Below are 23,423 nucleotides of genomic sequence, written 5' to 3'. Positions count from 1 at the left end.
GTTTACAGACGAGCAGCAGGTGGAAATTTGCTTCCTTATCAAGACAAAATCCAAAAGAAACTTATGGATTGTCCAACCATCACACTTCAAACCGCAAGTGGAATAGAAAAAGTCATTCCTTGCGCAAAAATCACAGCAAAAGGAATTGGAGTGCTGTCTCAAGAGCTTAAAAGACAAAGCATGCATTAAGAGGAGGTTATTATGATAAAAAAGAAATACGAACTGACTGATGAAATCGATATAGTTTATAAGCGCCGATTTTTTAATTTTTTATTTGATAAAATACTATCAGTATGTCTATTGTCGAATCAGGTGCCTAGAAAACACCTTAAATCGATAGCGGATAGATTACCGAAACAATCTTTCTTCCGCACATTAAAGGCTTTGACTCACTATATGCGCGTAGCATATAGTAGTCCTGTCGGGTGTGGCTATGCCATAAAATACCTTTTTGGGAAAAACATAGCGACGGACTATCGACCGTGTTTTCTAGCACCCGGCACTCTTCTAGAGTGTCAATAGAAAACCTATAATCGATAGGAGTTCATAATGAACACACTTATAGAAATTAAAGAAAGCACTGCTAATAGTGCGACCACTCAGACTATGTCTAGCCGTGAGATTGCTGAGTTATGTGGAAAACAACATAGCAATGTTATGCGTGATATAAGAAATATGTTAACTGAATTAGGAGAGAAAAGAGGTGAATTCAAATTTGAAGCCACCTATTTAGACAAGCAGGGAAAGCCTCAAAACTGTTATAACCTCCCCAAGCGTGAATGTTTAATCCTTGTTTCTGGTTACAACACTGCCTTACGAGCTAAAATCATTGACCATTGGCAAGAATTAGAAAAGCAGGTAGCTGTTCCACAAATGGATCTTGCCAATGCTTTGGAAAACCCTCTTACGATTAAGCAACTCCTTTTAGAGAGTATCAATCAATTAGAAGATTTGAGAAATGAGGTGAGTACACTCAAACCGAAAGCAGAAGCTTTGGATGGTTTAAAACGCTCTGATGGTTTGTTCGGTCTTATTGAAGCAGCAAAGATGTTAGAGGTACGACCAAAAGATTTAACCGATTACTTGCGTAAACATGACTGGGTGTATCGACGGGCTCTAGGGGCGTCTCTGTTACCTTATCAGGATAAAATCAAAAAAGGTTTCATGGACTGTCCTGCTATCACTATCCAAAGACCAGATGGTACAGAAAAGGTACTCCCTTCAACAAAAATCACATCCAGAGGATTGGCTTGTTTGAGAGAACAAATCTTTGGGGGTGTGCAATGAATACCAGTATCGACTTTTTATGTGATTTGTGGATAGCGTTGTCTCAGTTTGTCAATTGTGAATACGTAGATGACAAAGACTGTAGTGACTTGGTTGACATCATGAGCATAGTAGAAAAAGCTTTTGATTTTAAAACTTCAAGATGAAATTCCAAATATTACAAAGATTCTAGCAGTTTTAACGGATTTTGGAGATTCAGAGCTGCCCCATAGAATGGATTCTTTGTTGCGAGCTTATGATCCGAGTTTGCAGAAGCCTGTCACGAAAGCGGCTTAGTTTTAAACAATTGATTTCATCTCCTCGTCCTATAGGACGAGGAGGGGATTAAGTAACATAAAAAAGAGAAAGGTAATGAGATGATATTTGATGATGGAGATAGATATGTAACGACACGTGAGTGTGCACAGCTTTTTAGTGTATCCACAACAACGATTCGCAATTGGGTGCTTCAGGGGGTGTTTCCGGAGCCATATAAGCTAGGGAGAGCAGTGAGATGGAGAAAAAAAGAGATCTTAGCCTTCACTCCAAAGAAAAATAAGGAGCAAATAAGAACAAATTAGGTAAAATTATATAAACTGTAGAAGGTGGTCTAAAAGGTGGTCTGAAAATGGCTATTTAAAGAAAAAATCTATATATTTCAATATGTTCAAGAAATAAAATGGTGCCCCCAGAGAGACTCGAACTCCCGACCCCCTGATTACAAATCAGGTGCTCTACCAACTGAGCTATAAGGGCGTAACCATGTAGGAGTTAGCACAAACTAACAAAAAGGAAAACAGAAAATTATTAAATTTTATGCATATTAAAAGAAAACTATATAAAAAATAACCAATTTATTTCCTTTTTCCACTTTTTACAGCAAGGTTGGAACTATCCTTATATTGATATCTTATAGAGTGTTTTATAAGAATGCACCGTTTTGCTATCGAATTACGAATCTGAAGACTTTGATTGATGAGCAAGGTAATTTTCTAGCCAGTGAATATTATAATTACCATCAGCAACATCTTGATTATTAATAAGATCGCGAAAAAGAGGTAGTGTAGTTTTTATCCCATCGACGACAAATTCATCTAAAGCACGCCGTAAACGCATCATACATTCTAAACGGGTACGTCCATGAACAATTAGCTTTCCAATCATGCTATCATAGTAAGGAGGGATACGATAACCTGAATAAGCGCCTGAATCAACACGAATCCCTAAACCTCCAGGTGTATGAAAATGTGTAATGGTTCCAGGTGATGGCGTAAAGTTAATGGGATCTTCTGCATTAATACGGCATTCAATGGCATGACCAGAAAAACAGACTTCATCTTGTGTTACTGAAAGTTTACAGCCTGATGCAATATGGATTTGTTCGTGGACTAAATCTATACCTGTAATTGCTTCAGTTACAGGATGCTCGACTTGTAAACGTGTATTCATTTCAATAAAATAAAATTCGCCATTTTCATAAAGAAATTCAATAGTACCAGCTCCACGATATCTAAGTTGGGCACAGGCATTTGCAACAATATTTCCAATTTTTTTCCGTTCAGTTTCATTAAGTGCAGGTGACGTAGCTTCTTCCCATACTTTTTGATGCCGTCGTTGAAGTGAACAATCGCGTTCTCCTAAATGAATAGCATTTCCCGCACCATCACCTATGACTTGAATTTCAATATGACGGGGTTTTTCTAAATATTTTTCTATGTAAACAGCGTCATCACCAAAAGCAGCTTTCGCTTCTGAACGCGTTGTTTTGAGAGCTATAGAAAATTCTTGTTCAGAATGAACGACTTTCATACCACGTCCGCCACCACCGGCAGAAGCTTTTATAATAACTGGATAACCAATTTCACGAGCAGTGCGTAAAGCATCTGATTCTTCAGTGACTGCTCCATCTGAACCTGGAACTACAGGAATACCAAGTTTTTTGGCGGTTTTCTTTGCTTCGATTTTATCGCCCATGATGCGGATATGAGTAGCTGTTGGACCGATGAATGTAATATCATGGGCTTCTAGAACATCTGCAAATTTTGCATTTTCAGAAAGAAAGCCATAACCTGGATGAACAGCATCCGCTCCTGTAATTTCACAAGCAGCAATAATTTGCTGAATACTCAAATAAGAATCACGAGCGGGAGGAGGGCCAATACAAACACTTTCGTCAGCAAGACGAACATGCATTGCATCTGCATCAGCGGTAGAGTGAACAGCCACGGTTTTTATGCCAAGTTCTTTACATGCACGTAAAACGCGAAGAGCAATTTCTCCTCGATTAGCAATGAGGATTTTTCGAATCATGGTTGCCCCTCGCTTTATTCAACAATAATAAGTGGTTCACCAAATTCAACAGGTTGGCCATCTTTGACAAGAACAGTGGTTACCGTACCGGAGCGTGGTGATGAAATTTGATTCATTGTTTTCATGGCTTCAATAATAAGTAATGTCTCTCCTTCAGAAACATTTTGTCCTACTTCTACAAAAGGTTGTGCACCTGGTGAAGGTGCAAGATAAGCTGTTCCAACCATTGGAGAGGTTATTGTGTTTTTGGATTTATCTTCTTGGATAGATTGTATGGGAGATTCGGTTGTTGGGACCGGAGAAGATGTTACAGAAAAAGTAGGAGTAGAAACAGGAGCATAGATTGCTTGCTCAGAAGAAGTTAAGGTATTTTGGCGTGAGACACAAATACGAAGCTCCCCTTGTTCAACTTCAATGTTCGTTAAATTGGTATCATTCAAAATTTCAGCAAGATCACGAATAATTTTCGTATCAATTGCGGTTTTTGCCGAATCCATTTTTTTTGTTGCCATTTTATTTCTAACTCCTTGATCAATGAAGATCGTCATTATCTCATTTTATGACCGAATATCTCTAGATTAGGGATGAGATCTTTTGAGGCTTTAAAGATTTTTATTTCCTTTAAATCATTATAGTTTGCAATTTAAACTCGTATCTGCTTTACGTAAAATTGCACTTATAAGCCTGTTATCAAAAAAGAGAAAGCATAAAATTACCTCATTTACAGTATTCTTCCTAAAACGGATCAGGTATTCACTGTGTATTATCTATCGCTTGTTTTAGAATATCTTGTCTGGCTGCGCCGATGAATATTTTATCACCAATGATGTAAGAAGGTGTTCCCGTAATATGAAGTGCAGAGGCAATTTGAATGTTTTCTTTAAAAGCGTTTTGCAGAGTGGGATCTTTTATTGCATTATGTAGTTTTTTTTCATCTGCTCCTAATGAAACAGCTACTTTAATAGCTTTAGCTTCATTTGCACGACCCTGATACATTAAAAGCGTTTTGTGAAACTGAGGATATTTCTCTGGAAATTGTTTTCGAAATGCGTAGGCAACAGTATGGGCTGCCATAGAATCAGAGCTTAAAATTGGTAAGTCCTTGATAATAACCTTTAAATCTGGATATTCTTTTATCAAGTCTTCTATATTTGAATAGGAAATTTTACAATAACCACAGTTGTAATCAAAAAAATTGACAAGCACTCTTTTACCATTTGGGTTTCCCAAAACAGCGTCATGAGGAGAATGAAAAATCTCTTTTTCTAATGAATGAATGACAGAAGTTTGTTTTTGGTTTTCGTATTCATTCTGTTTTTCCAGCTTATCTTGAAGAATAAGCTGCATTTCAATCATAATTTCTGGATGAGTAAGAAGATACTCTCTGACGATTTGTTGAATATGATGAGAATCAGTATGTGGTATCATTTTTTCTTTAAGCTTAGATAAAAAGCTAGAATCTTCCAAAAGTTGTGATTTAAGCTTTTCTAAGCTTAAATCATTTACTGTTTTTGAGTGTGATGTTGCGTTTGATAAAGAAGGTAAAAAGATTAAAATACTCGACATAACTATGACTAAAATTTTTGAAAAAAGTGTTATTTTCGAGTTTTGAGAGTGATAATTCATTTGTATACCTTCACATTTTTTAGGGTGTCATTGAGTGAACTATATGAAAAGCGCTATCTATGTGCAATGAAGCGTTTAGTTATAGTGTATCTTTAAGAATGAGAAAAAACATCAATTTTTCTCTAAAAAGATTTCATATGATAAACCTTGGCTTGGTAAGGATTATGTTTTGTAAAAGATAAAAAAATTCTCTTTAATTTGTCAAATGTTGTTTTGATGTATAAGGGTATCAAAAGCTTTTTGTGCGTGTTTATTTTAGGAAAAAGTACGTTGATAATACAATGAAGAACATTTGTATTATTTTTTCCTGTTGCTTTATTGAGTACTGAGAAACAAAATTAAATAATGAAAAGTGAAATTATGAAAACCACAACACATTATGATCTGTTTATCATTGGAGGAGGGATAAACGGCTGTGGATTGGCAAGAGATGCAGCAGGACGCGGATTTAAAGTGGGATTGGCTGAAATGAACGATCTTGCATCTGGGACCTCAAGTGCGTCAACAAAGCTTATTCATGGTGGGCTTCGTTATCTTGAACACTATGAGTTCAAACTTGTTCGTGAAGCATTGAAAGAACGCGAGATTATTTTACGTATGGCTCCACATATTGTGCGTCCTTTGCGTTTTCTCCTTCCTTATCATAAAGAATTGCGCCCTGCTTGGATGTTGCGTTTTGGACTTTTTATTTATGATTATTTAGGGACTTGGAATCAGAAATTGTGGCGCAGTAAAACGATTAATTTTTCACAAAAATTTTGCTCTACACTGAAGAAAGAATATCAGAGAGGTTTTGAATATTCTGATGCAAGAGTAGATGATGCGCGTTTAGTTATTGGCAATGCTCGTGATGCAGAAAAGTGGGGAGCTGATATAAAAGTACGAACAGAAGTTCTCTCTTTAAAAAAAGAAGACAATAAATGGCGTATCTTTCTTCAAGACAAGTTAAGTAGCAAAGAATATAGTGTCACAGCTTCTTATGTCGCGAATATGACAGGTCCTTGGATTGATCATGTTTTAGCAAGCATATTAGATTGTAAAGAACATCCACCAGTACGGCTTGTTAGAGGTTCTCATATTTTAGTTCCCAAGCTTTATACTCATGATCGTGCTTATATTTTTCAAAATGGTGATGGGCGTATTATATTTGCTATTCCGTATCAAGAAGAGTTTACCTTACTTGGAACAACAGATTGTAATTATCAAGGAGATCCGGCTGACGTTCATATTACTGATACAGAAATTGATTATATTTGTGCAGCAGCCAGTGAATATTTCATACAACCAGTGTTGCCTGAAACGATTGTCTGGTCTTACTCTGGAGTTCGTCCACTCTATGATGATGGAGCTTCAAAAGCACAGGAAATTACGCGCGATTATGTTTTAAAAGAAATGGGAACAGGAACGACACCAAAGATACTTAATCTTTATGGTGGAAAGATTACAACTTATCGTAAGTTGGCTGAAGATGCGATGAAATTTGTTGAAAAAGAGCTTGGTAAAAAGGGAGCATCATGGACGGCTAAGGCAGTACTTCCAGGGGGTGATTTTCCCTATAACAAATTAGATACAATCGAAAATAGGATTGCTCTTTTAATGCCAGATTTAGATGCTTTTACACATCGCAGGCTTGCACGCTCCTACGGTACGGAAGCATTGGTGATCTTTGCACATGGTAAGGCAAATAAAGGAAAAAATTTTGGACATGGGCTTTATGAAGTAGAAGTAAAATGGTTGATGGAAAAAGAATGGGCTAAAGTATGTGAAGATGTGTTATGGCGTCGTTCAAAACTGGGGCTCCTATTTAATGAACAAGAGGTTGATACTCTTTCTTCCTATATGCAAAGCCAACAAGAGATTGAACAACGTTTATGATCATTTCATTTTACAGATTGTATCTGCAATATTGTAAAATATTTTCCTTCGAGAGATACTGATATTAGTTATAGATATTAAAAAGGCAATGGTTGTCTATACCCTGATTTTAGTTTTTTTTGCAAGAATCACAAAATGGCAAAATTAGATAGAATATTTAAGATGAAATTTGTCTATCTTATAAAGTGAAATCTAAGAATATTACCAAAAAGAACTCATTGATAAAAAATAATTTATAATTAGATTCGTGTGAAATAAGGTTTTTTTCTTCTTTAAGAGAAGATAAAAGCTACTTTCTGTATCGTTTATTTGCACAATGAGTTAAAAAAATCTAAAGAAAATTAAATCGATCATGAAAAATTCTATAATGTGTTAGTTTAGCATTTATTATCTTAAATGCTGTACTAAATCATGTAAGGGAAGAGGCTTGAAGAGCGTAATAAGAAGAACTTATAAATGAGTTTTTTATATTATAGTAAAAATCTTCTTTTTTCATGTTTATATACCTGAACACTAATCTATGAGAAATGCGATATTGTGTTGTGGCATGATTGATTGTAGTAAACCTTGATATCAATTGAAAATAATGAGCTGTTATTATACTCATGATAGTATAAGAGAATAAAATTTTCCGTAAACTAAAAGTAAGTATTTTTTTATGTATAAAGAGAGAGCTATAGGGACATGAGAGTAATACCCTCATGATATTTTACAACCTTCCATCGCCTATAAAATTTGCAGTAGCACCAATGTTGGACTGGACAGACCGACATTGTAGATTTTTTTATCGTCTTTTAACGAAAAAAGCTCTCCTTTATACGGAAATGATGGTAGCAGATGCTGTCATTCATGGTGTTCGCGAACAATTGTTGGCTTTTAGCGACAAAGAATGTCCAGTTGCATTACAATTAGGGGGCGCAGATCCGAAAAAGTTAGCAGAAGCTGCACGAATTGCTGAGGATTTTGGCTACAACGAAATAAATCTCAATGTTGGTTGCCCATCAAATCGTGTTCAAGCAGGTGTCTTTGGAGCTTGTTTGATGCTACATCCAGACATTGTGGCAAATGCCGTAGAAGCAATGAAACGAGAGGTTACTATACCTGTAACTGTCAAATGTCGGATTGGAGTGGACGAACAAGATGAAGAGTTAGCGTTAGATCTTTTGGCTAATCAGGTTTGGAATGCTGGATGTGATGCGCTTTGGATACATGCACGCAAGGCATGGCTACAAGGATTGAGTCCGAAAGAAAATCGCAATATTCCGCCCCTTAATTATGAAAGGGTTTACAAATTAAAACGTCAATATCCTCATAAATTCATTGGGATAAATGGTGGAATTAAATCGATTGATGAGATCAAAGAACACTTAACTTTCTGTGATGCTGTCATGGTTGGTCGCCAAGTTTATCATGATCCAACTTTGTTAAAACATATTGATTTTGAACTCTATGGTGAGTCGCAGAATAGTCTAAGTGAGAGTGATCTTATTGAGGTTATGTGTGATTATGCGGCTCGACATATTGCATCGGGGGGGCGGCTTTCTCATGTGACGCGTCACATGATTGGTTTATTTCATGGGCGGGGTGGGGCACGTCGATGGCGGCAAATACTATCAAATGATGCGACAAAACCAAACGCAGATATATGTACTTTAAAAGAAGCTTTTTATGCTCTCATTTAATAACAGTCAGACAATTAACATATATTAAAGTTGAGATCCTTTGCGTTTTGATTTCTTTGCGATAATTTTGATCCTTTTAATTTTATAAGTTTTTGAAAGTTTATAACTTTTATTATGAATAAGAATGTTAGAATTTATATATTAAACGGCATGCTGATTATACCTATTAAATAAAAAATAACTTAAGGGTATCACTGTAAAGGTAGTCATAAGATATTAATAACATTTTGAATCTTGCACGTTTGTTATTGGGGTAGAAAATAGAATATAGAAATTATTGCCTTCATAGTATTTAACTTTTTTAAAGCACTGTTAAAAAAACAATAAATTATTTATATCCTGTATATATGACGTGATTTTCATAAACATTGTAGATTTTAAAAGGTATCCTTATGATCGCTAGTCCATTTGATGATTTTCGTGCTTTGCTTACAAATTTACCTGTTGCTGATGAGTTTTCTATAATTTTGGCAAAAAAACGGCAAAAAAACTTAACAAAAGAGCAAGGAACATTGGGAAAACTAGGAGATATTGCTGTTTGGTATGCGGGGTGGAGGGGTACAGAAAAACCTATCGTAACGCGACCTTTGGTTGCTATTTTTTCTGGAAACCATGGTATTGTAGAGGAGAATATTACACCATTTCCACAATCTATGACACAAAAAATGGTAGAAAATTTTGCATCTGGTGGAGCTGCTATCAATCAAATTTGTATTGCGTATGATCTTGGATTAAAAATTTTTGATTTAGCATTGGAATATCCAACAATGAATATTACGAAGGATGCCGCAATGGATGAGCGGAGTGCGGCTGCTACAATGGCATTTGGAATGGAATCCATTGCGGGTGGGACAGATCTTTTATGTATTGGAGAAATGGGAATTGGAAACACAACAATAGCTTCAGCTTTATGCTTAGCATTGTTTGGAGGGGAAGTGGAAGAATGGACAGGAAATGGTATGGAATCAGAAGGTGATTTTTATCAGCGTAAAATTGCAGCGGTTAAGACAGCCATTTCTTTGCATAAGGATTATTTTAATGATCCTTTTGAGATAATGCGTCGCTTAGGAGGACGTGAGATTGCTGCTATGGTTGGTGCTATTTTAGCAGCAAGAATAGAAAAAATACCCGTTATTTTAGATGGTTTTGTGGCAACAGTAGCTGCAGCGGTTCTTTATAAAATGCATCCAAAAGCTCTTGATCATACCCTTGTTGGACATGTTTCTTCTGAGACAGCTCATCGTAAACTTTTAAAAAAAATTGGCAAAGAACCACTTCTAGATTTGGGGATGCGTCTTGGTGAAGGGACAGGAGCAGCTATGGCAGCTGGTATCGTCAAAGCCGCTGTTTTAACACATGCACAAATGGCAGTTTTGGAACAAGAAAGTTTGAATGCCTAAAAGATCATAAGACGGGTATAAAAAATCTTAAGAGCTTTGTTCATGCGTCTTGTCGTGTAATTTAATATAATTCAGCGGAAGTTCCGTTGTATATTTAATCTGTTCCATTGCGAAAGAAGATGAGACATCACGGATATCAATTTTAGAAATTAATTTTTTATAAAAAAGATCATAAGCTTCAATGTTGGGCACAACAACACGCAATAAATAGTCAATATCTCCGCTCATTCGATAAAATTCAATGACTTCACGGAATTCTTGCACAATTTTTGAAAAACGCTTAAACCATTCATGACTATGTGTATTTGTGCGAATAGACACAAAAACAGTGACGTGTGCGTTTACTTTTTCTGGAGAAAGAACAGCAACACGACGCTGAATGACGCCATCTTCTTCAAGTTTTTGAATTCTACGCCAGCAAGGAGTGGTCGAAAGTCCCACTTTTTTAGCAATATCAGCAACAGAAAGTGTCGCATTTTCTTGCAAAAGATGTAAAATTTTTCGGTCAAGACGATCCATATTTTTTCTCAATATTTTAATTTATAAAAATTTACGCACTAAACAACGCAGATATACAATAAGCTCATCGTTAAACCATGGGTTTTTCTGTAACCAAGAAGTATTTCGCCATGACGGATGAGGCAAAGGCATAACATTATAGCCTCGAGGTTGAGGAATGGAAAGAATATTTCTCCAATCACCAACAGTTGCAGAAACGGTTTTATGTTTTAATTCTGTAATGTGCCACTTTTGCGCATAACTGCCAATAGCAAGAACAAGCTTTATTTGAGGCATTGCCTGAAATATCTTTTCATGCCATATTTCTCGACATTCACGTCTTGGTGGTAAATCAGCTTTATTTTTGTCATAACCTGGAAAACAAAATCCCATAGGAACAATAGCAAAGAGAGATTTATTATAAAATTCTTCTTTCGTGACACCCAGCCAATTACGCAATTTTTCACCAGAGCGATCATTAAAAGGGATAGACGTTTCATGGACACGCAACCCTGGTGCTTGGCCTGCAATTGCAATCGAAGCAGTATCGGATAAATAAACGACAGGGTTTGGTTCATGAGGAAGAGGAGGAAAATAATGGGGTTGTTGGACGCAAACACGACAGGAATAGATCTCTTTTTCAAGTTTGATAATTGGGCTACATTGTTTCATTAGTAAATAAAATTAAAAAATATTTTTTTTATTCTGTGCGAGGATTTGCTTTGCGCCATTCTTTTGGTCGTTGAAAACTTGATGCCCATATTCCTTTCTTTTTCTTTCTAGCTTCTTGCTCTTCTTTGGGGTATTCATAATAATTTACAGCCCAACCATTATGTACAAGTGTTGCGTTGATATTGCTAACTTGTTTTGTTTTACATGTTGCAAGAATACGGCGATATTTATCTGTTTTTTTCCAGTGACATGTAACAGTTTGATTTTTTAATAGTTGTTCTAAATATTTTTTTGCCTCAAGCCCACAAGGGTAGCGCGCTTCCTTTTTTCCACAAAATTGGTGGAGTTCAGGAGCATCAATTCCAGCTAGTCGAATCTTAATTGAAGAAATCATAATGGTATCGCCATCAATGATTAATGCATTTCCTTCAACAGAGTTTTGAGAAGAAAATTTTTCTTTTTGAGGCAACCGCTGAGTTTTCTTAAAATAAGTTGACATAATGATAAGAATGCTAGCAGCGACAAAAATACTGAAACCGATAACTTTTAGATTAAAGCTTCTTAGATTAAAATGAGAAAAAGATTTTTTCATGAAATAAAGAAACTGCTAACATTATTATAACTCTATTTTAGTATTGTTTATAATTTTAGTATTGTTTATAATTGACCCGAGAAACTTTATTCATATGACGAAACAGTGTTTCGTTTTAATGACAAAATTTTCATTAGATATCACAATAATCAAATACTCATACAGAATATATGTAAGCAACTTAAATAATAAATCAACTTATCCAAATCCGTACAAAACATACAAAGTTTAAAGTAAACTTTTTAAACTTAAGGAAATAAAAAAACATCCCTCAAAAAATAACTTTGAAGAGCAATACTCCCACATTTCTTTTGGAGTATAAAATCTATCAATTTAATAATAATTTTATTTATTTAATTTTTGTTTCCTTAAATTCAACGTGCTTTTTTACAACTGGATCATATTTACGCTTGCTCATTTTATCTGTCATTGTACGGCTGTTTTTCTTTGTTACATAGAAAAAACCAGTATCTGCAGTTGATAAAAGCTTGATCTTAATGGTTGCTGCTTTAGCCATAATGTAAATACCCTATTTATACTGAAAAAATATTATTGCTGTCAAAACTTATTTCCGACATCATCAGATTTTCCGGCAACACTACGGATGTTCTCAAAAAAGTCAAGAGCTGATTAATTTTCTCATAAGTTGGACAAACACCAAAATGACATATAAACCGAAAAAAACAGCCATGGCTATTGAAAAACCAAAGGGTTTAAAGATATCCATGGATTTTCCGATAAAGGTCGGTCCGATGAGCATACCAATTCCATAACAAAAAATAAAAGCAGAATTAGCAGCAGCAAGTTCTTGCCCCTTGAGACGGGCTCCTAAATGTGCAAGACTAATTGTATAAAGGCTCGCTGATACACCACCCAGAAAAAACAAATCAAGCATCAGAATCCATGGATATTGAAGAATCCATGGTACTATAAAAGTTCCTATAAAACCTAGAATAGCGCAACTCATCAGCGGGTAGCGTCGATCTTTGGCGTAGTCGCTTATAATGCTGATAGGAATTAAGAGGAAAATATTCCCAAGTGCAAGGGTTGCCATAAAATGTGCTGCTTCATTCTCATTATAACCAATGGATAAACTAAAGGGTATTATAAGAGTTAATACGCCCATTTGAATGGCCCCGTAAACAAGGACCGCCATCATTGCACTTGGAACGTGAAAAAGATAACGAAAAAATGGCATATATTGATTTTTTTGAAATTCTGGACTTAATTTCCAAGCGGTAAGAATTGGTATAGTAGCAAGTATAATAAGGCTATATCCAACAGCAAAAGGAATAAATCCTTGTGTTCCCACTTTTGCTAGCAGCGTTAGACCTATTATAAACCCTAATCCTAAGACAATAGCATAAATAGAAAGGATCAAACCGCGTTTTTTTGGGGGAGCATAACTGTTGATCCAAAACTCTGATAGGATAAACATAACTGTCATGCTGAAATGTAATATAAACTTTAAAATAAACCAAATCCATATGGGATCAAAAAAATAGAATCCTAAAAAACTTAAAGATCCTATCGCCATCATAAGCAATATTGTTTGAGCGATTCCTAAGCATAAGGCAATTCGAGACGTAAAAATAGCTGCAATAATTGTGGCGATTCCACCAACTGTTCCACTATAGCCGATTGTACTGTTGGAAAGTCCTTTCTCTGCCATAAGAAGAGAGACAAGTTGTGTTCCCATTGCCAATGCTGTTCCAACAGTGCCAATGGTTGCAATAGCTGCAATAATTGCACGCAAAGAATTATTTTGAGAGTCAAAAGGTTTTTTTTTCATGAGAATGGCTTAAGGTACTCTTGTTTATTTAAACAATGAAAAGATGAGCTGAAATGAAAGGGAGCCAAAACTATCCTTTGCAGTTTCTCTCATTTCCTAAGTATAAAAAACTGCAAGATTTTTATATGGTTATTATAGACTTAACAATAAAATTTACCCTCTTGTATACTAAAGAAAGAAGATTGTACATATAAAATAATATAAATATTATATAATATAAGCCATTTCTTAAATTGAATTTATTATTCATATTATATTTAATGGAGGGCAAGAAGATTAATTTTTTCTTTTCCCATAAAAAGTATACTTTTGTTTTTTTAATTTGTTTTTATGGTAGGATGTCGGTGAAAATTTTATTGGACGAGGTTTTGTTAACAGTTCAAAGCATAAAGCGCCAGCAAAAGGTTGTACCGTTATAAGTTTTACTTCTACAACATCACTGAGCTGATAGCCTTTATGGCTACGCTGTCCTACAAGAACATGTTGTGCTTCATCAAAATGATAATAATCATTTTTAAGTGTAGAAATATGGACAAAACCATCTGTATTGAGTTTATCAAGTGAGATAAAAAGACCTGCTTTTGTAACTCCGGAAATGCGGCCTGTAAAAATACGACCGATTTTATTCGTTAAATAGTGAGCAACAAGCCGATCAATCGTTTCTCTTTCAGCCATCATTGCACGGCGTTCGTATAAAGAAACTTGCGTAGCAATTTCTGCAAGATTTTGTTCTTGTGTATCTGTTAATTGATCATTTCCTAATTTGAGAGCTTTAATGAGTGCTCGATGAATAATGAGATCAGCATAACGACGGATTGGTGATGTAAAATGTGTATAGTTCTGCAAATTCAAACCAAAATGGCCACTATTTTTAGGGTTGTACTCTGCTTGTGATTGTGAACGCAAAATAACTTGATTGACTAGTTCTTGTTGTTGAGTATGAGCGACCTTTTCTAAAATTCTATTAAGGCGCGCTGAGGTAAGTTCGCTTCCGCGGGAGAGTGGTATCCCCAAACTTTGAAGAAAGCTCCGAAGTATTTCTTGCTTAGCAAGAGAAGGTTTTTCATGAATACGATAAATGAGCGGCTGGTGATGTTGTTTTAATGTTTCAGAAGCTGCAATATTAGCTTGTATCATAAACTCTTCAATTAAACGATGCGCTTCTAATTGTGTTTCACTCACAACATCTTTTATGCATCCATTTTGATCAAGAATAATCTTTTTTTCTGCAATTTCTAATTCTAGTGGTTGGCGACGATTTCGCGCAGCTTTAAGGCATGCATAGGCTTCCCATAAGGGGTGCAAAATGCTCTCAAAAAGAGGGGTTATTTTTTCATTTATATTACCTTCAATTGCCAATTGTACTTCTTGATAAGAAAGTTTGGCTCTTACACGAATCATAGTACGATGAAAACTATGTTTTCGTTTATTACCGTTTGCATCAAAAATCATACGAACGGCTAAAGCTGGTCTTTCTTTTCCTTCACGCAGAGAACATAAATCATGAGAAAGGCGTTCAGGTAACATTGGCACAACGGTATCGGGAAAATAAACAGAATTTCCACGTTTCAATGCTTCTTTATCTAAAGCACTTCCTGTTTTGATATAATAAGAAACATCTGCAATGGCTACAATAATAATCCAACCATCATTATTTGCTGGATCCTTATCCTTGGTTGCATAAACTGCATCATCATGGTCTTTTGCATCTGGTGGATCAATTGTAATAAAGGGTAATTGTCGCCAATCTTCACGATTATCCATATTGGCAGCTTTGATATGTTTGGCTTGCTCAAGAACACTTTCAGGAAAAATATAAGGAATTCCTTTCGAAAGAAGCGCTATCATTGAGAGTGTTTTCTCACTCTTAATGTGCCCTAAAACATTCTTTATTTTTGCGCTCTTTAATCCGTAACCAGTATTTTTTTTTATTTCGACTTCAACGAGATCACCAATTTGAATCTTCATTTCTGGAGACATTTCAACAATGAGTTCATTGGTTTTGCGGTCTATAGGATCAAGGCGCCATTGATTATTTTCCAATTTTCGTACAATAGCAAATGCGCTTTTGGGAGATACATCAATTTTACGAATAATTCGTCCCGTATAAGGATGGCTTGAGCTTTCAGAATTTTTATTTCGAAAAACTTTTACAAGAATATGATCTCCAACACCAATATTACTTCCTGTTATGTGATGAAAAGAGTGTATTTCAATATTGGGCTTTGGAGAATCTTCCCATTCAAGAGGTTGTGCAATAAAACTTCCATCTTTATCACGTCCGCTAATTTTTACTAAAGAAACAGGGGGTAATTTTCCTTTGTTTATTGCTCTTTTGTGGTGTTTAGATATGAGATTTTGATCCTTTAACTCACGTAACATATCTCTAAGCCAGATACGAGAATCGCCTTTTAAGTTAAAAGCTTTAGCGATTTCTCGTTTACTTGAGTGGTTAGGATTCTCAATTATAAAGGAAAGGATTGCTTCCTTATTGGGAAAAGTTTTCCCCTTGAATGAAGAGAGATATTTTATGTTTTTTTCACCTTTAGCCAAAATTTATGTCTCTTTTATTTTTGCTTTTGTTTTAGAAGAAGCTCTTTTTGAAGTTGTTTTTTTACTCGATGCTTTAGCCGATATAAGTTCTAGTGCCTCTGGAAGTGTTACACTAATGGGATCTTTATCTTTTGGCAATGTTGCATTAATTTTACCCCAATTGACATAAGGACCATAACGCCCGTTGCGCACGGTAATGGTTCCTCCTTCGGGATGCTCTCCTAATGTTGCCAATGCTTCAGGTGTTGTTCTGCTTTGCCTGGTTTTGTTTTCTTGTTGTTCTGCTAATACTGTAACAGCGCGATTGATACCAATATCAAAAACTTCATCTGCATGAAGAAGGCGCGCAGATTTTCCATTATGGCTAAGATAGGGACCATATCGTCCAATCGTAGCCGTGATTGTTTTTCCGGTTTCAGGATGAATGCCAATTTCACGGGGAAGGGATAGTAAAGCCAAGGCTTTATCAAGGGTTACATTTTCTGCCTGCCATTCTTTTGGTAATCCTGCACGCTTAACTTCTTTGCTTTCACCAAGTTGAATATAGGGACCAAACCGGCCATTACGAAGAGAGATCTCTTTTCCTGTTTCAGGGTCAATACCAAGTATAACAGGTTCATCATTGCGTACAGCTTCATTCTCTTCTCCAGTATCTGTACCAAGTTGGTGTGTGTATTTACATTCGGGATAATTGGAACAGCCAACAAAAGCACCATAACGCCCAAGTTTTAATGATAATTGACCATTTTTACAAAGAGGACAGGAACGCACATCACTTCCATCTTCGCGTTCAGGAAAGGCGAGAGGTGCTAATGTTACATTTAAAGCATCAAGAACATTGGTTATACGGAGTTCTTGGATATTGCTAATAGATGCATTAAATCCATCCCAAAAATCTCGCAATACGTCTTTCCAAGAAAGTTTGCCATCAGAGATAAGATCCAGCTTTTCTTCAAGATCTGCTGTGAAACCATATTCTACATAGCGATTAAAAAAATTTTCAAGAAAGGCTGTAACAATACGTCCCTTGGCATCGGGAATAAGCTTTCGTTTATCAATGACAATATATCCACGGTCACACAATGTCGCTAATGTGGATGCATAAGTTGAAGGACGACCAATTCCTAACTCCTCAAGCTTTTTAATTAATGAAGCTTCAGAATAACGAGAAGGGGGCTCTGTGGTATGTTGTACAGATTCAACTTTTTCTTTTGTAAGTGCTTCACCAGTGTTTATTTGTGGTAAACGTGTTGTTTCATTTTCTTCATTATTTTCTTCGTCTCGTTGATCCGTGTAGACGGAAATAAAGCCATCAAAACGAACAACAGATCCTGTTGCCCGTAGATTTGCACGCTCTTCTCCTTGCTGTGCTTCAATTTCAACGGTTGTACGTTCAATGTCAGCAGAGCGCATTTGGCTGGCAATGGCACGCTTCCATATCAGATCATAGAGCTTTACTTGATCGCTATCGAGAAAATTACGGACTTGACTAGGATTGCGTTGAAAATCTGTTGGGCGGATCGCTTCATGTGCTTCCTGTGCATTTTTTGCCTTTGTTGAATAAAAACGTGGCTTTTCAGGAATATAGTCTTTTCCGAAAGTTTCATGAATAACTTTTCGTGCTGAATCAATAGCCTCTGGTGCTATCTGCACACCATCGGTACGCATATAAGTAATAAGCCCTGCCGTTTCACCATTAATTTCAATGCCTTCATAAAGCTTTTGGGCAATTTGCATAGTGCGAGAAGCTGAAAAACCTAGTTTTGAAGAAGCTGCTTGTTGTAGTGTAGAGGTCGTAAATGGAGGAAAAGGATTTCTCTTTGTAGGTTTTGCTTCAACACTGAGTGTATGATATTGCGCTTTCTCCAGCATAAAGCGAATTTGGTCTGCTTGTTCTTGAGATTGAATATCAAGCTTGCCTATTTTTCTTTGATTAAACATTGTCAATCTTGCTTGGAAACTATCATTTCGGATGGTTTTTAACTGTGTTGTAATGGACCAATAATCTTCTTTGATAAAATGTTCTATTTCTGATTCACGATCACAAATAATACGCAAAGCAACCGATTGAACGCGTCCTGCTGAACGCGCACCAGGGAGTTTACGCCATAAAACAGGTGAAAGTGTAAAACCAACGAGATAATCGAGAGCACGACGTGCAAGATAAGCATCGACAAGGGATGTATCAATATCACGTGGATTATTCATAGCATCAAGCACAGACTTTTTGGTGATGGCATTGAAGACAACTCTTTTAATAGGTTTATCTTTTAAAACTTTTTTTTGACGAAGAACATCCAGAATATGCCATGAAATAGCTTCCCCTTCACGATCAGGGTCTGTTGCTAATATAAGGCTATCAGCTTCTTTAACGGCTTTTGCTATTTCATTTAAACGTTTAGCGGCAGCAGAATCTATATCCCATTTCATAGAAAAATCTTGATCCGGTAAAACAGAACCATCTTTTGCAGGCAAATCACGAACATGTCCAAATGATGCGACAACTTTGTATTGAGACCCAAGATATTTATTAATTGTTTTTGCTTTTGCTGGAGATTCAACGATAACGATATTCATAATTTTACCCAAATATTGAAATAAAAATTTTTTTATAAACGCCTTTTACGCGAATAGCTAATGCCAATTGCTTAAGAGCACATAAAAAAATATTAGCCATATAAAAAACATGAATATTGTACAACTTATGATTGTTATTATTAGAGTACACCCTATATAGAATTACACGATTTATTTTCCACTGTTATTACAAAAACATACGGCGAAATACTAAGATAACGTCTATTGAGAGGTAGGAGGGGAAATGCTCAAGGATAGAGGATTATGTTTATAAATCATTTAAAAGTTATCCAATATATTACAGACATGTCAAAGCAAATGAATCAGATGGCACGTCAGGCGCACAGTCCGCTTTTAGCATTGCTTTTGGATATGGTTGCCAAAGAAGGGCAAAGCATTATTAATAGTGCTGAGGCTCTTGGGGAAGATCAAGATTCGACAATGACACACAACCACCAGAGTGTCGAATAAGCTTTCCAGCAAGGTCGAGTTCTACCAACAAGAGGTAGAGAGCTGGGAGTGAAACACCTGAGTGGATACTGAGTGTGTCTAAATCGATTGGCGTTGTTGAAAGAGCGGAGAGAACTGCTGCACGTGCTGCATCATCATCTGCTAAAGAGAGATCGCTGTTTTTTTCATCTGCTAAATTAAAATTCTCCTTTTCAAGTTGTAAAGAGGATGGTTCCTCAAAAAAATTGAGTTGCGAATTTGGAAGCGGTGAAATTAATGGCGTAAGTGTTTCTATAATGTCAGAAGGATGTGTGGTGAGTAGAGCACCGTCTTTGATAAGATTGTTTGTACCAACAGATCTTGGATCAAGTGGAGAACCGGGAATGGCAAAAATTAGCCGTCCCATTTCAGCTGCTTGACGTGCGGTAATTAAGGACCCTGAGCGCAGGGCTGCCTCTACAACCAAGAGACCAAGTGATAGAGCTGCAATAATACGGTTTCTTCTTGGAAAATCGATAGCACGCGGCTTCCAAGAAATGGGCATTTCGCTGATGATGGCTCCACCGTTGGCAATAATATCTTCATGCAACTTTTTATTTTCAGGAGGATAGATATGATCAATTCCTCCCGCCATGACTGCAACAGTTCCTGTTTTTAAACTTGCTTGATGCGCAACGCTATCAATTCCACGAGCGAGCCCAGAAATTGTTACAAAGTCTGCTTCTCCGAGAAAACGCCCAAATTGAGCCGTAAGCTTTTTTCCCGCAGCTGAAGCATTTCGAGAACCTATAATTCCAATAGAAGTTTTTTGAAAAATTGAAACATTACCTTTGATAGCAATAAGCGGCGGAGGGGCTTCTGTAACCTTAAGAAAAGCTGGATAATCTGGTTCTCCCATACCGATAAACCGAACACCTAATCTTTCAGCTTCTTGCATTTCTTTTTCTGCATCTTCTAAGCTTGCTATTTTAATAGATACAGAACCACCACCTTTTCTACTAAGCTCTGGCAGTGCTGCCAGAGCATTTTCTGCTGTTTTATAATGATCAATGAGATTGCGAAAACTAACAGCTCCAATATTTTCACTGCGCAATAACCGTAACCAGCTTAGACGTTGATGATCAGTAAGTAGGATTCCTTTATTTATCTCCGCTTTGCGTACCAATCTTACTTTCTTCCCCAATTAATAATCTACCGATATTTGTATAATGTTTTATGAACACAAATATGCTCATCGCAATCAGCATACAACAGAAATAAGAATCGGAAAAATAAAAAACAAATATCGGCGTGATCATAACAGCAACGAGTGCGGATAATGAAGAATAGCGTGTGAGGAGAAAAATCGCACTCCATACAATAATAAAAATAATTGCTGCGGGCCAGTAGGTCCCTAAGCAGACCCCTAGATAGGTAGCAACACCTTTGCCACCTTTAAATTTAAGCCATACGGGGAAAAGATGTCCTAAGAAAACAAAAAAGCCTGCTAGAGAAACAAGGATACTATTGTCTAGCGGATCACTAAAAAACTTTATAACGAAAACAACGATAGTTCCTTTCAACATATCACAAAGAAGTGTTAGAGCAGCAAGCTTTTTATTTCCTGTTCGTAAAACATTTGTTGCTCCAATATTGCCGGAACCGATTGTTCTTATATCACCAATTTTGAACAATTTCGTAAAAAGAAGCCCAAATGGAATCGAGCCAATGAGATAAGATACGAGGAAAATAAACCATGGAGTGGATTGAAAAAATATTTCTGCTTCATTCATTAAGAATCTCATTAAGTTTGTTGATCAAGTTTAAAAACGTTTTTCCCTTTCACAAAAGTCTGGATCACGCGTCCTTGAAAACGTGCATTCTCAAAAGGGGTATTTTTTGAACGTGAATAGAGCTTCTCTTTCGAAACAATCCATGGTTCTTCAAGATCAACCACAATAAGGTCTGCATGAGCCCCTTTTTTGAGTGTTCCTGCATTGAGTCCAAAGAGCTTTGCAGGCGCCGTTGACAAAAGTTCCGTTATCCGTAGAAGAGATAGGCTCTCATCATGATAAAGGCGTAAAGCTGCACTCAATAAGGTCTCCATACCAATAGCGCCAACTGCCGCGTCATTAAATGGTAAATGTTTTTTGTCGATACTCTGAGGATCATGAGAAGAGACAATAACATCTATAGTCCCATCCTTTATTGCTTCAATCATTGCTATACGGTCTTCTTCTGTACGCAATGGGGGCATTAAGCGAAAAGAGGTGCGATATTGTCCAATGTCATTTTCATTGAAAGATAAATGATTAATAGATACACCCGCTGAAATCTTCTCACTGCGTTTTTTACCTAAACGGAGTGCATCAACAGAGAGTGCTGTTGATATTTGAGCGGCGTGATAACGTGTTTGCGTTAATACTGCTAATCGCAGATCTCTTTCAAGTGGAATAACTTCTGCTTCGCGAGGGATGCCAGAAAGACCAAGCCAACTGGCAAGCAGTCCTTCATTCATCACACCTTGCCCTGTAAGATCTTTATCTTGCGTTTCATGTATCAATGGAACATCAAAATCACGTGCATAAGTCATTGCACGCCGTATAACAGATGAATTTTGAAGTGTTTTTTTTCCTTCACTAAAAGCAACGGCTCCTGCATCTTTGAGCAAACCAAATTCGGTTATTTCTTGTCCGTTGAAACCTTGTGTGATTGAAGCAACGGGATAAATATTGACCAATGACATTTCCTGTGCTGTATGCGTAATAAATTTAACGAGTGCTACATTATCAATAACTGGATGCGTGTTTGGCATCATAAGAAAGGAAGTAATACCACCTGTTGCGGCCGCGTAACTTGCTGATGTAATTGTTTCACAATGTTCATTCCCTAATTCTTCAACAAAAACGCGCGCATCAACAAGTCCAGGGAGAATTGCTTTGTTTTGTGCGTTAATAACTTCTGCTTCTTCAGGGAATCCCTGATTCAGAGCTTCTTTTCCAGCGGCTATAATTCGTCCATTTTTAACAATAACTGTACCAATTTCATCGATTGCGCGCGAAGGATCAATAATACGAGCATTCTGAAAAACAATTGGTTTTATCATTTTTTTTCTCCACTGATCTTTGTGCGTGAATCTAATAAAGCCTCCATGACAGCCATACGCACTGCAATTCCCATTTCTACTTGTGTCTGAATCATACTTTGTGGTCCATCTGCTATATCGGATGCAATCTCTACACCACGGTTTATTGGTCCAGGGTGCAGAATAATAGAATCATTTTTGGCATAGGCTAAATTTTCTTTATGTAAGCCAAAATAATGGAAATATTCACGCGTAGAAGGAATAAAAGAGCCTGTCATCCGTTCATGCTGTAAGCGCAACATCATGATAACGTCAGCATTTTTAAGACCTTCTTTCATCGTGTTAAAAACCTCAACACTCATATGAGCAATTTCTGCAGGTAAGAGTGTTGAGGGAGCAACAGCACGAACACGAGCACCCAAAGCATTGAGACACAGGATATTGGAACGGGCAACACGCGAGTGTAAGATATCTCCGCAAATCGCAACAGTTAATCCTTCAATACGACCTTTTGCCCTTTTAATGGTTAGAGCATCTAATAAAGCTTGGGTTGGATGTTCGTGGGCACCATCACCCGCATTAATAACACAACAATCAACTTTTTGCGCTAATAAAGCTGCCGCTCCTGCACTGTTATGGCGAAAAACCAGTATATCGGGCTTCATCGCATTGAGAGTTGTAGCAGTATCAAGTAATGTTTCTCCCTTTTTTACAGATGAGTTGCCGATCGCAAGACTCATCACGTGTGCACCTAGCCTTTTACCCGCTAATTCAAAAGAAGATTGTGTTCGCGTAGAGGCTTCAAAAAAGAGATTAATTTGAGTCCGTCCATGCAAAGTAGATTTTATTTTATCAATTTTGTTAGAAAGGATAATATTTGCTTCTGCACGATCAAGCAATGTATTAAGATCTTGTACACTCAGATCTTTAATAGCTAAAAGATGTTGATGAGGGAAAAGTGGGAAAAAATTATCTTGCATCATAGCATTCTTCTTTATCTCTCTCTAAACAGGTTAAACAAGCATTTGTTTGAATATGATAAATGTTTCTTAACTCTAAAAAGACA

The 23,423-nt window shown here is 36.6% G+C and carries 21 protein-coding genes, 1 tRNA gene and 1 pseudogene; 8 read left to right on the top strand and 15 right to left on the bottom strand.

The genetic code is table 11. The annotated features are described in order from the left end of the window. The 4 genes and pseudogenes from ACFING_RS03435 to ACFING_RS03420 all read left to right on the top strand — a co-directional run. On the top strand, positions 1–189 hold a 189-nt coding region (locus ACFING_RS03435), incomplete at its 5' end, for a phage antirepressor KilAC domain-containing protein (protein WP_375629898.1). 360 nt (positions 190–549) lie between these two features. Further along, positions 550–1,287 carry a Rha family transcriptional regulator gene (locus tag ACFING_RS03430; protein ID WP_375629895.1) on the top strand — a complete coding sequence of 246 codons (738 nt, stop codon included), beginning with the start codon at positions 550–552 and terminating at the stop codon, positions 1,285–1,287. After that, positions 1,284–1,563: pseudogene (locus tag ACFING_RS03425) on the top strand (hypothetical protein). Before ACFING_RS03430 ends, ACFING_RS03425 begins: the two are co-directional and overlap by 4 nt. An 80-nt stretch (positions 1,564–1,643) precedes the next feature. Next, positions 1,644–1,847, top strand: a complete 204-nt coding sequence (locus ACFING_RS03420; RefSeq protein WP_015856272.1) for an AlpA family transcriptional regulator — start codon at positions 1,644–1,646, stop codon at positions 1,845–1,847. A gap of 99 nt (positions 1,848–1,946) precedes the next feature. On the opposite strand, the gene ACFING_RS03415 is transcribed toward ACFING_RS03420, so the two are convergent. The 4 genes from ACFING_RS03415 to ACFING_RS03400 form a co-directional block, all read right to left on the bottom strand. Continuing rightward, a tRNA-Thr gene (locus ACFING_RS03415) sits at positions 1,947–2,022 on the bottom strand. A 195-nt stretch (positions 2,023–2,217) separates the two neighbouring features. Next, positions 2,218–3,576, bottom strand: coding sequence for an acetyl-CoA carboxylase biotin carboxylase subunit (gene accC / locus ACFING_RS03410; protein WP_375629892.1), 1,359 nt, complete (start codon positions 3,574–3,576; stop codon positions 2,218–2,220). 14 nt (positions 3,577–3,590) lie between these two features. After that, on the bottom strand, positions 3,591–4,088 hold the full coding sequence (gene accB, locus ACFING_RS03405) for an acetyl-CoA carboxylase biotin carboxyl carrier protein (RefSeq protein WP_273787930.1): 498 nt from the start codon (positions 4,086–4,088) through the stop codon (positions 3,591–3,593). Between the two features lie 241 nt (positions 4,089–4,329). Beyond that, positions 4,330–5,202, bottom strand: a complete 873-nt coding sequence (locus ACFING_RS03400) for a DsbA family protein (RefSeq protein WP_375629889.1) — start codon at positions 5,200–5,202, stop codon at positions 4,330–4,332. A gap of 345 nt (positions 5,203–5,547) precedes the next feature. Between ACFING_RS03400 and glpD the strand changes: the two genes are divergently transcribed. The 3 genes from glpD (at position 5,548) to cobT (ending at position 10,159) form a co-directional block, all read left to right on the top strand. Beyond that, on the top strand, positions 5,548–7,077 hold the full coding sequence (gene glpD / locus ACFING_RS03395) for a glycerol-3-phosphate dehydrogenase (protein WP_375629886.1): 1,530 nt from the start codon (positions 5,548–5,550) through the stop codon (positions 7,075–7,077). A gap of 701 nt (positions 7,078–7,778) precedes the next feature. Next, entirely contained in the window at positions 7,779–8,759 is a 981-nt protein-coding gene (dusA, locus tag ACFING_RS03390) for a tRNA dihydrouridine(20/20a) synthase DusA (RefSeq protein WP_375629884.1), read from the top strand. A gap of 392 nt (positions 8,760–9,151) precedes the next feature. After that, a complete protein-coding gene (gene cobT, locus ACFING_RS03385) occupies positions 9,152–10,159 on the top strand; it encodes a nicotinate-nucleotide--dimethylbenzimidazole phosphoribosyltransferase (RefSeq protein WP_375621284.1) in 1,008 nt (335 codons plus the stop codon). A gap of 27 nt (positions 10,160–10,186) precedes the next feature. Here cobT and ACFING_RS03380 read toward each other — a convergent pair whose 3' ends face one another. The 7 genes from ACFING_RS03380 to topA all read right to left on the bottom strand — a co-directional run bounded on the left by ACFING_RS03380 (position 10,187) and on the right by topA (position 18,843). Continuing rightward, complete coding sequence (locus tag ACFING_RS03380; RefSeq protein ID WP_375608344.1) at positions 10,187–10,678, bottom strand: Lrp/AsnC family transcriptional regulator; 492 nt, start codon at positions 10,676–10,678, stop codon at positions 10,187–10,189. Positions 10,679–10,699: 21 nt separating this feature from the next. Beyond that, positions 10,700–11,329 carry a uracil-DNA glycosylase family protein gene (locus ACFING_RS03375; protein WP_375613408.1) on the bottom strand — a complete coding sequence of 210 codons (630 nt, stop codon included), beginning with the start codon at positions 11,327–11,329 and terminating at the stop codon, positions 10,700–10,702. A gap of 28 nt (positions 11,330–11,357) precedes the next feature. Next, positions 11,358–11,921 carry a thermonuclease family protein gene (locus ACFING_RS03370; RefSeq protein WP_375628149.1) on the bottom strand — a complete coding sequence of 188 codons (564 nt, stop codon included), beginning with the start codon at positions 11,919–11,921 and terminating at the stop codon, positions 11,358–11,360. A 349-nt stretch (positions 11,922–12,270) separates the two neighbouring features. After that, a complete protein-coding gene (rpmG, locus tag ACFING_RS03365; protein WP_004864083.1) occupies positions 12,271–12,438 on the bottom strand; it encodes a 50S ribosomal protein L33 in 168 nt (55 codons plus the stop codon). A 102-nt stretch (positions 12,439–12,540) separates the two neighbouring features. Continuing rightward, a complete protein-coding gene (locus ACFING_RS03360; protein ID WP_273791015.1) occupies positions 12,541–13,713 on the bottom strand; it encodes an MFS transporter in 1,173 nt (390 codons plus the stop codon). Positions 13,714–13,989: 276 nt separating this feature from the next. Continuing rightward, positions 13,990–16,266: a ribonuclease R gene (gene rnr, locus ACFING_RS03355; protein ID WP_375613410.1), complete on the bottom strand. Its 2,277-nt coding sequence runs from the start codon at positions 16,264–16,266 to the stop codon at positions 13,990–13,992. 3 nt (positions 16,267–16,269) lie between these two features. After that, a complete protein-coding gene (gene topA, locus ACFING_RS03350; protein WP_375621281.1) occupies positions 16,270–18,843 on the bottom strand; it encodes a type I DNA topoisomerase in 2,574 nt (857 codons plus the stop codon). Between the two features lie 264 nt (positions 18,844–19,107). On the opposite strand from topA, the gene ACFING_RS03345 reads away from it, so the two are divergent. After that, the gene (locus tag ACFING_RS03345; RefSeq protein WP_005773510.1) at positions 19,108–19,314 is read left to right on the top strand and encodes a hypothetical protein; all 207 of its coding nucleotides are present in this window, start codon (positions 19,108–19,110) and stop codon (positions 19,312–19,314) included. On the opposite strand, the gene dprA is transcribed toward ACFING_RS03345, so the two are convergent. From dprA to ACFING_RS03325, 4 genes are read right to left on the bottom strand one after another with little or no spacing between them, the layout of a single operon-like run. Next, the gene (dprA, locus tag ACFING_RS03340; RefSeq protein ID WP_375629880.1) at positions 19,244–20,476 is read right to left on the bottom strand and encodes a DNA-processing protein DprA; all 1,233 of its coding nucleotides are present in this window, start codon (positions 20,474–20,476) and stop codon (positions 19,244–19,246) included. The genes ACFING_RS03345 and dprA overlap by 71 nt on opposite strands. After that, complete coding sequence (plsY, locus tag ACFING_RS03335; protein ID WP_375629877.1) at positions 20,433–21,065, bottom strand: glycerol-3-phosphate 1-O-acyltransferase PlsY; 633 nt, start codon at positions 21,063–21,065, stop codon at positions 20,433–20,435. The genes dprA and plsY overlap by 44 nt, the downstream gene beginning before the upstream one ends. Positions 21,066–21,076: 11 nt before the next feature. Further along, complete coding sequence (locus ACFING_RS03330) at positions 21,077–22,378, bottom strand: dihydroorotase (protein ID WP_375629874.1); 1,302 nt, start codon at positions 22,376–22,378, stop codon at positions 21,077–21,079. Beyond that, positions 22,375–23,340, bottom strand: a complete 966-nt coding sequence (locus ACFING_RS03325) for an aspartate carbamoyltransferase catalytic subunit (RefSeq protein WP_375621278.1) — start codon at positions 23,338–23,340, stop codon at positions 22,375–22,377. Before ACFING_RS03325 ends, ACFING_RS03330 begins: the two co-directional genes overlap by 4 nt. Positions 23,341–23,423: the final 83 nt, after the last annotated feature.

It is taken from the genome of Bartonella sp. AP150HLJHH (assembly GCF_042196385.1).
Classification (GTDB): domain Bacteria; phylum Pseudomonadota; class Alphaproteobacteria; order Rhizobiales; family Rhizobiaceae; genus Bartonella.
Note: the sequence above shows the minus strand (reverse complement) of the source record. Positions and strands in the feature narration are given on the sequence as shown.